Here is an 11575-nt window from a genome sequence, read left to right as displayed (position 1 = left end):
GTCGGCCCCGACCGGGACGGTGACCTGGTTGGGGACGGTCTGCCCGGCCGTGAAGTTGAGGTTGGAGGCCGTCGGCCGGGCACTGCCGTGCGGGTGGGCGGTGACGTAGCTGCCCGCGGTCGGGTTGGTGGCCGTCACGTTCAGGACCACTGCGGTGACACCCGCGGCGGGTACTCCGGCCCGGCCCGCGGCCTTGACGTTGACCGACTGGCCGGCGCCGACCTTGGCCACCGGCGCGCCGGCGCCGCTGCGGGTGTCCAGCAGCCGGGCGGGCGTCACCGGCACGAAGGTGCCGGGGGTGCCGAAGGTGACCGGCTCGGTGCCCGCGCGGCCGAAGTAGTCGAACGGCATCGGCTGCGGGGTGGGGTCGTAGCCGGGGCCGGTGGCCTTCAGCTCGGCCTTCAGCACGGCGCCGCCCTGCCGGGGCGCGCCGGACAGCTGGAGGAACACGCCTATGCAGTTGGTGGTGCAGGCCGGGATCTTCAGCGTCAGCGCGCCGTCCGGGGTGACCGTCCAGTGGTGCAGGGTCCAGTCCGTGCCCCACTCGCCGCCGGAGGTGTTGCTGCGGGCCTGCAGCATCCGGGCCAGCTGCTGCGGGGAGTACCCCGAGGCCGCCACCGACTCGGCGGGAAGGGTCAGTTGCAGGTCGGTTCCGATCCAGGTCTTGCCGCTGTCGGGGCTGAAGAAGTTGATCCAGCAGCCCGAGCCGGCGTCCTCGCCGCCCGGCACCGACACCGGCTTCTCCGCCGGATCGAACAGCGGGCCCTCCGAGCCGTTCGTGCAGAACGTCCAGAGCTTTTCCGGCGCGCCGTCGGCCACTGCGCTCTGGAGCGGCAGCAGGCCGGAGAGCACCAGCGCCCCCGCCGTCGCGGCCAGGACGCGATGGGTCTTTCGCATGTGCATTCCCCCGGGAAACAGGACCGGCTCCCCCTGAGCCGGTCTTCACAAGATCCTATGTGACCAACTCCGTGCCCCTGTCGACCATATGACGCTCAAACACCTCGATGTGGTTGGCGCGGCCCTCGAAAGGACCGGAGTTCCAGCTGTACGGCCCACGCAAGTTGCCCCTGTTCTGCCCTCACGTACATCCCCGGACCGCCCGCGCACCGGGTATGCAGAGGGGAGTCGTCTGCTCGCCGAGGAAGAGGTCGCATGCACGCCGAAGAACGGACCAGGTCTGCCGAGGGGCGGAAGGGCGGGGCGCCGGCCCGCCAACCCCAGGCCGCGAGCCCGGCTCCGCCCCCGGGCCTCCTCGCGTTGCAGAGCGCCGTCGGCAACGCGGCAGTCGTCCAGCTGCTCCGCCGGGCCGGCCACCCGGGAGCCGAGGAACGGCACCGGCACGACGCCGACTGCGACCACCGGCAGACCGAGCACCCGGTACAGCGCTCCACCGTCAATGACGTCCTGCGCACCCCCGGCAACACCCTCGACAACGCCACCCGCACCGAGATGGAGGCCCGCCTCGGCGCCGACTTCTCCGACGTACGGATCCACACCGGCGCGGCGGCCCGCGCCTCCGCCGCAGAGGTCGGTGCCCGCGCGTACACCTCCGGCAACCACGTCGTCATCGGCAAGGGCGGCGCAGACCGGCACACCCTGGCCCACGAGCTGACCCACGTCATCCAGCAGCGGCAGGGTCCCGTGGCCGGCACGGACAACGGGTCGGGGCTGCGCATCTCGGACCCGTCGGACCGCTTCGAGCGGGAGGCGGAGGCCAACGCCACCAGGGTTCTGAGCGGACCGGTGCCGAGCCGGGCGACTCAGGCCCCGGCCGAACGGAGCGGTGGCGGCCAGGAATCCGTCCAGCGCTCCGTCCACCCCTACGTGACGTCCGGCCAGGTCCCCAGCGAGCAGGTCGGGAAGGACCTGGTGGGCTTCGGCGAGAAGCTCGACGCGGCGGTCCAGATCGCCTGGCTCCAGGCCACCCAGAATCCGACCGACGCCAATCTCGCGCTGACGGACGGATATCTGGGTCGGTGGGCGGAGCAGTGGCAGGAATACCTCCAGGCCACGCCGGCGAAGAAGGCGGAGATAGCCGCGCTGGTCCCCGCCATGGCCGGCTACGCCATCGAGTCCCTCGCCACCAAGGTGTTCCTCACCGAGCGGAAGTCCTGGACCGGTCCGGCCTCCGGCCTCAAGTTCTCCGTGGCCATGCAGGTCACCCACGGCAACACCCGTCCCGATGTGGTCCTCCAGCTCGACGGCGTCGAGGTCGCCTGGTACGACATCACCTCCGCGAAGAGCCTGGGGCACATCTTCGAGAAGGACGGCTCCGGGTGGCAGACCAAGCCGTACGTGGCCGAGATCGCCTATCCGCAGGTGACGGCGCAGACGGTCGAGTCGAACGCGACCAAGTGGCAGAACGCGGGCAGCCCCGCCATCACCAACGACCCCATGATCTTCGCGAACTACTGGATGGAGCGAGGGCGGTTCGAACTGTCCATGCAGTTCATGCGCCAGGACATCCTCCAGACCACCCCCTCCCTCTTCGACCACGCCCGCAACGCGGCGGACAACGTCACGAACAAGGTGAACGCGGCACGCCGCCAGGAGTACATGAGGGCCTGCCTGGCGCTCTACAAGGCCGGGGTGCTCGCCGGCAACTCCAGCGAAGCCGACGTGGCCGACAAGATCGCGAACAGGGATCAGACGCCTGGCGTCACTGCGCTCGCACCGCTTCCGAAGGACACTGCCGCGGTCATCCAGCTGCTCACCGGCAACCACAAGAAGTACGGCTTCCAGGGCAGCGACGGCAAGAGCAGCTTCAAGAGCCTGAGCGTCCAGCCCGGAATCGTCTGGCTTCAGGAGTGTGCCGCGCACAAGCAGCTCGTCATCACGGACGCCGACGTACTGGCCCATGTCGGCACCACATATCCGGAGGGCCTCACCGCACTGCGCAACGCGGGGCTGGTCACGTGACGCCGGTCCCGAGTCAGCCGGTTGCGTCGTGGCGCGGCGGGTGCGCCGGCGGGTGCGCCCGGGGTCATGGAGGTCCGCCCGCGGACGCCCGTCTCTCCTTTCGCCAGGTCTGGGGCGACACCCCGAACGCGGCCTTGAAGGCCCGGCTGAAGTGGGAGCTGCTCCGGAACCCCCAGCGGTGGGCGACGGCCGCGATGGTGTCGCTGCTCGGCGGACAGCGGGACAGTTCCCTGCGGCACTCGTCGAGCCGGTGCGTACGCACCCATTCGCCGAAGCCGACGCCGTTCCTGGCGAGGACGGCGTAGAGATGGCGGACCGAGATGTGGTGGGCCCGGGCGACCGACGCCGGGGTGAGGTCCCGGTCCGCCAGGTGGATCCGCATGTGTTCGAGGATCCGCAGGCCGAGCGTCTCGTGGAGGGGGCCGGCCGCGGCGGCCCGGTCCGGTGCCTCCGAGGCGATGACGGCGCGTACGAGCTCCAGGCTGGGAGCGGCGAGCAACTGGGCGGCCCGGCCCTCGTGGAGGTGCGGGTGGGCGGCGAGCCGGGTGAAGTACCCGGCGGCCAGCCCGGCGACGGTGCCGTTCGCGCCGAGGGTGCGGGCCGTCACCTCGTGGAGCGCCGCGTCCGGGAGGCCGAGCTCGCCGACGGGTATCCGGAAGAAGTGCGTGTCGACGCCCCGGTCGAAGAGCAGGGTGTAGGGGCGGCGCGTGTCGTAGAGGGCGATGTCCCCCGGTCGCAGGACGGCGTGTCTGCCGTCCTGGACGACCGTGCTCTCGCCCGAGATCTGGATGCTGATGAAGAGCAGGGGCTCCCCGTCGGCCCGGACGAGGCGTGGCGTCCGGTGCACGGTGGCCGGGTTCGCGCGGACCGTGCTCAGCTGCATGGCACCGAGCCGGGTGATGGCCACGTCGGCGAAGACGTGCTCGGGGCGTGGGGGCAGGACGAGGTCCACCGGGACGACCTGCTCGCGGATCGTCTGGCGCAGGGCGTCGGCGCGGTCGCCGATCGGGACGACGGACGTGTCCCAGGTCGTGGTCATCGACTGCTCCTTCTGCCGACCCATGGCGGCAGGGTAATCGGCGTACGGGCGGCGGGCGGGCCCCGCACTCCGTGGGGCGCGAAGCGTGCGGTGACGGGCAACAGCCGTGCGCGGAAAGGAAGAACGCGGCTCAGTCAGATGACCTAACGGTGCGTACGCCCGGGTGCACAGACTCGCAGGTACGGGGTCCGTACCGCTGTGGACCCCGCCGGCCCCCGGTCCGGGCTCCCGGCGCCTTCGGAGTCCCCGGCCCCACCGGGCGGCCGGCGTTCCACCGCACCGTCTCGCACCAGGGAGCTCACGTGAGCCCGGCGTTCACCTCCTCGTCCGCCCTCGACGGCGGGATCACCTCCCGCCCCTTCGGGTTCCTGTCCGTCAGTACGGTCCAGGGTGCCCCGCAGCGCCTGGTGGGGCCGCCGCGTCCCGGCCGGTCGGCCCCCTGCGACCCCATCGGCGTCGGCCTCCACACCAAGGGCTCGGCCGTGATCGTCCAGCACGACCGGGCCCAACGCTGCGAGGTGGGCGATGTGTTCCTCGTCGACCTGGCACACCCCTACGCGGTGCGGGAGCACGAGGACTTCCGGCTGCACCTCTTCCGGTTGCCCCGTGCCGCGCTCGGCCTCGCCGAGGAGGCCGGGGACCTGCCGTGGGGAGTCCACGCACCGGGCGCCGACAGCGTGGTGCGTCTGCTCGCGCCCCTGCTGGTGACCCTCGCCGAGGCCGTGGAGACCTACCCTCGGGACGTCGCCCACCGGCTCGCCGGGACGGTGACGGACCTGCTCGCGACCCTGGCGTCCGGGGCGACGTCCTCCGCGCGGACGGCTCACGGCGCCGTGGACGCGAACGGCGGACGCGTCGACCTCGCGCGGCGGGTGCGCAGCTTCGTGAACCAGAATCTGGGCGACCGCGACCTCTCGCCCGAGATGATCGCCGCCCACCACCACGTCTCGGTCAGACACCTGCACAAGGTCTTCGTCAACGAGGGCATGACGCTCGGTCGTTGGATCCAGCAGCGGCGGCTGGAGGAGTGCCGGCGCGAACTCGCCCGGTGCGGCCGCCCGGCCGTCTCCGTCGCGGCCGTCGCCAGGCGCTGGGGCTACGTCAACCCCGGTCATTTCAGCCGCAGTTTCCGTGCCGCGTACGGCATTTCGCCCAGCGAGTGGCACCGGATCCGCGGCGTGCCCGATTCCGCGGCCGGGCCGGAGGGGACCACGCAAGCGGCGGCCGCCGGAGCCCGGCCGCTCGCCGGCTGATCCACCGGGACGGGGACACCTCAACCGGGGGCCGGCCCCGTCCCTCTGCGCCAGGCGCCGGGCGGGTGGCCGTACACCGCCTTGAACGCCCGGCTGAAGTGCGCCGGGTTCCGGAAGCCCCAGCTCTGCGCGACCGCCGAGACGGCCGGGGCCTCCTGTCCCCGGCGCAGCAGCAGCTCGCGGGCGCACTCCTCGATCCGCCGCCGCTGGATGAGCCTGCGCACGGTCGTCTCCTCCTCCTCGAAGAGGCGGTGGAGGTACCGGACCGAGATGCGGTGGGCCTGCGCGACGCGTTCGGGGACCAGGTCGGGGTCCCGGAGGTTCTCGTCGATGTAGCGGCGGATCGACGGCACCAGGTGGTCGCGCGGGGCGCAGCGGACGCCGCCCGCACCGCCCGCGACGGCCGCGGCACCCGTCTGCTCGTCGACCAGGGTGGCCAGCAGATCGGCGGCGCTTCCCCCCAGCCGGTCCCCGACCGGCGCGGCGATCCGTGTCGCGTCCGCCACCAGGACCGAGACGAACGAGGCGAGGAGCGCGGCGACGCCCCCCGCCGATCCGATGGCCCGGCCGGTGACGAGGTGCACGCCGGCCCCCGCCTCGCCGAGCGACCGTTCGGGCAGGCGCAGCACGTGCAGCCGGAAGTGCTCCCGCTGATCCAGGGTGAAGGGGCGCCGCAGGTCGAACAGGGCCAGCTCGCCGGGTCGCAGTAAGGCGCCGCGACCGTCCTGGTGCAGCGCGGCGGTCCCGGACACCTGTACAGCGAGCGCGAGGCGGTCCTCGGGGGCGGCGGCGACCATCCGGGCGCTGCGGCTCAGCCGCAGCGGGCCCGCCTCCATCGCCAGGATGCGGAGGTAGCCCAGGTCGGTGGCGGTCAGGCTGCCTTCGAAGGGGCGGGCGGTCCGACGAGGGGTCACCTGCACCGGAGCCAGCAGGCGCTGTACGGCGCGCTGCCAGTCGTCGGCCCGGTCCGCTCCGGGAACGGTCGCCGCACTCGGTACGGAACGCACAGGAACTCCTCGACTCGGGCCGGGCCGCGGCCGGCCACGTCCCGGTCCCCGGTTCTCCGGGACGGGTGGGCAGGCGGGCGTATGGGGACTTCCAGGCTTAAGTCACCTGCCGGTGTCCGGCCAACCGGGTCGGGCCGGTTCTGCCCGCACGGGCACGAGCCGTGCACGCGGGGTCATGCCGGGCATCGCCGGACCCTCGGGACGGACTCACGGGACGGACTCACGGGACGGACTCACGGGACGGACGCGCGGGAGGGGCCGACGGGAGGAACCCGCGCGAGGAACCGGCGAGAGGCGTGCGTCGTCGGGACACCGCCGTGCGCGGGCAGTCATCCCGCACGGGAAGCACCGTCCTAGCGTGTCGCCTGCACCCCACCCCCATCCCCCTTCCGCAGTGAGGACGTGTGCCGTGTCCGCATCGGCCGATCTCGAAACCATCGAGCGCATCGAGCGCATCAACGCGGGCGACCGCACCCCCGTCGTGTTCGTCCACGGTCTGTGGCTGCTGCCCAGCAGCTGGGAGCGGTGGGCCCGGGTCTTCGAGGAGGCGGGGTACGCACCGGTGACGCCGGGCTGGCCCGACGACCCGGACAGCGTCACCGAGGCCCGGGCCCACCCCGAGGTCTTCGCGGGAAAGAGCGTGGGCCAGGTCGCCGACCACTTCGCCGGTCTGATCGGACGCCTGGAGCGCAGACCCGTGGTCATCGGGCACTCCTTCGGCGGCCTCATCGCGCAGATGATCGCCGGACGGGGGCTCTCCGCCGCCACGGTCGCCATCGACCCGGCGCCCTTCCGCGGTGTGCTCCCGCTGCCCGTGTCCTCCCTGCGGGCCGCGAGCGCCGTCCTCGGCAACCCGGCGAACTACCACCGGGCGGTGCCCCTCACCTACGACCAGTTCCGGTACTCCTTCGCCAACGCGGTCGACGAGGCGGAGGCGAAGGAACTGTACGAGACCTTCGCGGTACCGGCTCCGGGCGAGCCGCTGTTCCAGGCGGCCGCGGCGAACCTCAATCCGTGGACCGAGGTCAAGGTCGACGCCCTCCACCCGGAGCGCGGCCCGCTGCTGATCATCTCGGGCGAGAAGGACCACACCGTGCCGTGGGCGATCGCGCACGCCTCGTACAAGAAGCAGGTGCGCAACGAGCGCGCGGTCACCGAGATCACCGAGATGGCGGGGCGGGGTCATGCGCTGACCATCGACAGCGGCTGGCGCGAAGTGGCCGACACCGCCCTCGCGTTCGTCAGGCGCTTCACCGGCTGACCTGCCTTCGCCGCGGAACCGCGAGGACGAGGGGGTGCCGGTGAGGACCGGCGCCCCCGGCCGCTCAGTCGGCCTTCAGCGCCTGGGCGATCGCCGCCCGCGAGGTGATGCCCAGCTTCGGGAAGATCTTGTACAGGTGGGCGGCGACCGTGCGCGGTGACAGCCGCAGCAGGTGACCGATCTCCTTGTTCGACAGACCGGTCGCGGCGAGTTCGGCGATCCGCACCTCCTGCCCGGTCAGCAGTCCCGCCCCGCCCGCGACGGGTGCCACCGGCAGTCCCGCCGCCCGCAGTTCCTCCTCGCAGCGCCCCGCCCACGGCGCCGCGCCGAGCGTGCGGAAGGTGCGATGTGCCTCGCCGAGTACGTCACGGGCCTCCGCACGGTGACGGCGGCGCAGCCAGGAGCCGTGCGCGAGCCGCAGGCGGGCCAGTTCGAAGACCCACTGGCCGGAACCGGGTACGTCGTACGCCGCGCGGTACCGGGCGTCCGCCTGCTCGTCCGTCGCGGCCAGGGCACTCGCCGCGGCCAGCAGGAAGGCGTGGTGGGGAGAGATCTCGGCCATCCGGGCCTCGCGTCCCGCCGCCACGTGCGCGCGGGCCTCCTGGAGCCGGCCCGTGTGCACGGCCGCTTCCACGAAGTCGAAGAAGGGCAGGTGGAACCAGGGCAGCCCCCGTGGGAGCACCCCGGGCGGAGTGAGCGCCGAGAAGTGGGAGCACGCCTCCTCGTAGCGGCCGTGTGCCAGTGCGGCGAGGCCGTGCAGATGCGTGAGGCGGTCGGTGACGAACCGCATGCGGGCGCCGACCGCCGTCGGTCTGACGAGCCGTTCGATCTGTTCGAGGCCCTGCTCGTCCCCGCGTCCGGCGAGGAAATGGGCGTAGTACAGCCGGAACATCAGCGCATTGCAGTGGTAGCCGAGTTCCTCGGCGGTCTCGCTCTCCCGCAGGCACTGCTCGGCCGTGTCCCAGTGGCCGTGGAGGAAGTCCTGATAGCTCCTGGCCTTGGCGATCGATCCCTGCGTGGCGTACGCGTGCTGGCCCGTGAACCGCCGCCACAGTTCCCCGTGCGCGACGTCGACGGCCGAGGCGGTCCACAGCAGCAGCCACGCGCCGCCGGCCTCCTGCTCCTCGCTCATCCCCTCGGCCAGCGCCCACAGTTCCCCGGACACCCCGTGTGCGGTCCGGGCCGGATCGGACCAGGCCCGCAGGCACAGCCGCGCGAGCGGGGACACGCTCTCCCGGTGCTCCTCCAGCGCACGCCACGCGCGCGGGTCGTCCGTGTAGGTCGCCGCGAGCAGCAGCTTGAAGTACGCCTGCTCCGCCAGTGCGCCGAAGGAGTCCGCACCGGGCCGGGCCAGGGCGTCGAGCGCCTCGGGCAGCAGGGTGAGCGACGACGCGAAGTCGACGCGGTGGCTCTGGTCGACATACACGACGGCGTAGGCGAACAGCGGGGCGATGTCGGGCGGTACCGGCCCGCGCTTGAGCTCCGCAACCAGCCGCGCGGTGTAGCGCAGACGTCCGCCCCGGGCCGCCATCACGGCCGCCCAGGTCAGCCGGCGGGCGCGGTCGGCGGGGTCGGCGCTGAGGGTGGCGGCGCGGTCCAGGAGCAGCGCCGCCTCCGCGTCGCCGCCGCGCCGGGCGAGGCGCCGGCCCGCCTCCTGCAGCCGGGCGGCGAGTTCCCCGTCGGGGAAGAGGGCCGCGGAGGCCTCGTGCACCAGGCGTCGCGGGTCGTCCGGCTCCAGGCCGCCCGCCAGGGTGCGGTGGGCCACCCGCTGTGCGGGGCCCGGGGCCGTCGAGACCACGGCGCTGCGCACCAGCGGGTGGCGGAAGGCCAGTCGGCCCGCCGCGTCCAGCCGCGCCAGGCCGCTGGCCTCGATGCCGTCGAGGACCTCCTCGGCGCTCTCCCCCGCGACGGTGCGCAGCCACGTACCGGCGTTCCGGGCGGCTGCGCCGCCGCCGAGGGCGATCAGCAGCAGGACCTGGGCGGCCGGCTCGGACAGGGAGGTGAGGCGGTCCGCGAAGAGGCGTTCGAGGCGCTGCCCGAGGGGAAGCCGCTCCGGCAGCGGAACGATGCCCGTGACGTGGTCCGTGTGCAGTTGCAGGGGCAGTTCGACGAGCGCCAGCGGATTGCCGCCCGCCTCCTCGAGGACCCGGTCGGCGATCGCCGTCGAGAGCCGGGGGTGCCGCTGCCGCAGCAGCGCGTCGGCGTCCGCGCGGGGCAGGGAACCCACGTCCACGGGAGGGGCGGGCCATCCGTCGGCCGCGGCTGCGTCGGGCCGGCTGGCACTGACGATCACGAGCGGCAGTTCGGCGATCCTGCGGTGCAGGAAGGCGAACACGCCGGTGCTGGAGGAGTCCACCCACTGCAGGTCGTCCACGAGCAGCAGGAGGGGCTGTCTTCGCGCCGCTTCCGCGAGGAGCGCCAGTGCGGACGCTCCTACCATGAAGCCGCCCGGGGGCAGTCCTTCCCGTAGCCCCAGAGCGCATTGCAGGGCCTCCCGCTGGCGGGGCGCAAGCGCTTCGGAGCGTTCGAGCAGTGGCCAGAGGGCCTGGTGCAGTGCCCCGAAGGCGAGCTCGGCCTCCGCCTCGGCGCCCACCGCGCGCAGCACGGCGAATCCGGCTTCGCGTGCCCGCGTCTCCGTCCGGTCGAGCAGGGCGGTCTTGCCGATGCCCGGCTCTCCGCGCAGCAGGATCGCCGACCCGCCCGCCCCGGCCCGCGCGTCGTCGAGGGCGCGGCCCAGCAGCGCGGTCTCGCGAGCGCGCCCCACGAGTCGTCTGCTTCCGGACACGGACAGCGCCCCTCCCCCGTCGCTCGTCACCGGTGGCGCCGCTGCCGACGGCGCGGCCGCCCAGGATATCGTCCGCGCACCCGATCAAGATCATCCGCAGCTGCCGGGCCGGTCGCCGATACTGATCTTCATGCACGTCAACGTCACTGCCGCCACCCTCGAACGCGTCGCCGGGCACCGGGCCCGCTTCGACACCCGGTTCGAGCAGTACTTCGACGGTCTCGCCGAGCGGTTCGACGTCCCGGTGCCGAGCCGGTACGTCCCCCGGTGCCTGGAGCTCCTGCGGGAGTTCTCGATGCGCGGCGGCAAGCGGCTGCGGGTCGTCCTGCTGTACGAGGCGGCCCGGCTGGTCACGACCGACGAGATACCGGGGCTCGCGGAGGCCGCGCTGAGCATCGAACTGCTCCAGACGCACGGGCTCGTCCACGACGACATCATCGACGACGCGCCCGTGCGCCGCGGCGGACCCTCGACGTACTACGCCTACCGCCGGGAGTTCCCCGGCCAGGGCGCCACCGCCCTCGGGCTCGCGGTGCTCGCCGGGGACCTCGCCGCGTTCCTGTCCACCCAGGTCCTGCTGGAGGCCGAGGCGCCCGCCGAGCTGCGCCAGGCACTGCTCGGCGTGCACACGCGCACCGCGGCGGAGACCGTGGCCGGGCAGATCGCCGACCTGGAGCGGGACTCCCACGCACTGCCCGACGAGGAATTCCTGCACACCGTCACCGACTTCAAGAGCGCGCGGTACTCGATCCTCGCGCCGCTGACGATGGGCCTGCTGGCCGCGGGCGAGGATCCGGAGCCGCACCGCGCCCGACTGCACCGGTACGCCAGGCTGGTGGGCATCTCCGAGCAGATGCGCGACGACTTCCTCGACCTCTTCGGCCCGTCCGGCGACGACACGGCGGCCGAGGCCAAGTCCACCGGGGCCGACATCCGCTCCGGCCGCCGCACTTACGCCGTCCGCGCGGTCCTGGCCGCCACGACCGGGGCCGAGACGGCCCTGGTCGAGGCCGCGCTCGGCGACCCGGGCTGCCCGGACGCCACCCTCGGCCGGATCAGGGAGATCGCCCGTACCGCCGGGGTGGACCGGCGGCTCAGGGCGGAGATCCGGCGGCACGCGGAGGCGGCCGCCGCCGAGGCCGCGTCCTGGGAGCCGTACTGGCGCGCGGAGGCCGTGGAGTTCTTCCGGGGTCTGCCGATGTGGAACGTGGACCGGATGCCCTGAGCCCGTCCGTCACCCGGCGTCGACGCCCACCCGGACCCCGGGGCGGGCCCCGCCCGCCGCGGCGCCGGCGCCGGCGCCGTCCCGGG

Annotated in this window: 7 protein-coding genes and 1 pseudogene; 4 read left to right on the top strand and 4 right to left on the bottom strand. The window is 73.3% G+C overall.

Annotation, left to right across the window (positions count from 1 at the left end; all coding sequences use genetic code 11):
- Positions 1 to 897: pseudogene (locus tag ACWGE1_RS36640) on the bottom strand (hypothetical protein); the annotation flags it as partial.
- 255 nt (positions 898 to 1152) lie between these two features.
- Here ACWGE1_RS36640 and ACWGE1_RS36635 point away from each other — a divergent pair.
- On the top strand, positions 1153 to 2919 hold the full coding sequence (locus ACWGE1_RS36635; protein WP_453424791.1) for an eCIS core domain-containing protein: 1767 nt from the start codon (positions 1153 to 1155) through the stop codon (positions 2917 to 2919).
- Between the two features lie 64 nt (positions 2920 to 2983).
- Here the strand turns inward: ACWGE1_RS36635 and ACWGE1_RS36630 are convergent, their stop codons facing one another.
- Positions 2984 to 3982 (bottom strand): AraC-like ligand-binding domain-containing protein, encoded by a 999-nt coding sequence (locus tag ACWGE1_RS36630; RefSeq protein ID WP_453424790.1) that lies wholly within the window; start codon positions 3980 to 3982, stop codon positions 2984 to 2986.
- Positions 3983 to 4260: 278 nt separating this feature from the next.
- Between ACWGE1_RS36630 and ACWGE1_RS36625 the strand changes: the two genes are divergently transcribed.
- On the top strand, positions 4261 to 5211 hold the full coding sequence (locus ACWGE1_RS36625; protein ID WP_453424789.1) for an AraC family transcriptional regulator: 951 nt from the start codon (positions 4261 to 4263) through the stop codon (positions 5209 to 5211).
- A gap of 20 nt (positions 5212 to 5231) precedes the next feature.
- On the opposite strand, the gene ACWGE1_RS36620 is transcribed toward ACWGE1_RS36625, so the two are convergent.
- Positions 5232 to 6218, bottom strand: a complete 987-nt coding sequence (locus ACWGE1_RS36620; RefSeq protein WP_453424788.1) for an AraC-like ligand-binding domain-containing protein — start codon at positions 6216 to 6218, stop codon at positions 5232 to 5234.
- 409 nt (positions 6219 to 6627) lie between these two features.
- On the opposite strand from ACWGE1_RS36620, the gene ACWGE1_RS36615 reads away from it, so the two are divergent.
- Positions 6628 to 7479, top strand: a complete 852-nt coding sequence (locus tag ACWGE1_RS36615; protein WP_453424787.1) for an alpha/beta hydrolase — start codon at positions 6628 to 6630, stop codon at positions 7477 to 7479.
- A gap of 64 nt (positions 7480 to 7543) precedes the next feature.
- Here ACWGE1_RS36615 and ACWGE1_RS36610 read toward each other — a convergent pair whose 3' ends face one another.
- Positions 7544 to 10243: an AAA family ATPase gene (locus ACWGE1_RS36610; RefSeq protein ID WP_453424786.1), complete on the bottom strand. Its 2700-nt coding sequence runs from the start codon at positions 10241 to 10243 to the stop codon at positions 7544 to 7546.
- A 151-nt stretch (positions 10244 to 10394) separates the two neighbouring features.
- On the opposite strand from ACWGE1_RS36610, the gene ACWGE1_RS36605 reads away from it, so the two are divergent.
- Entirely contained in the window at positions 10395 to 11489 is a 1095-nt protein-coding gene (locus ACWGE1_RS36605; protein ID WP_453424785.1) for a polyprenyl synthetase family protein, read from the top strand.
- Positions 11490 to 11575 lie beyond the last annotated feature (86 nt).

Source organism: Streptomyces sp. NPDC054932 (genome assembly GCF_053610205.1).
The sequence above is the reverse complement of the archived record's forward strand: the minus strand, read 5'-3'. Positions and strand labels throughout refer to the sequence as shown.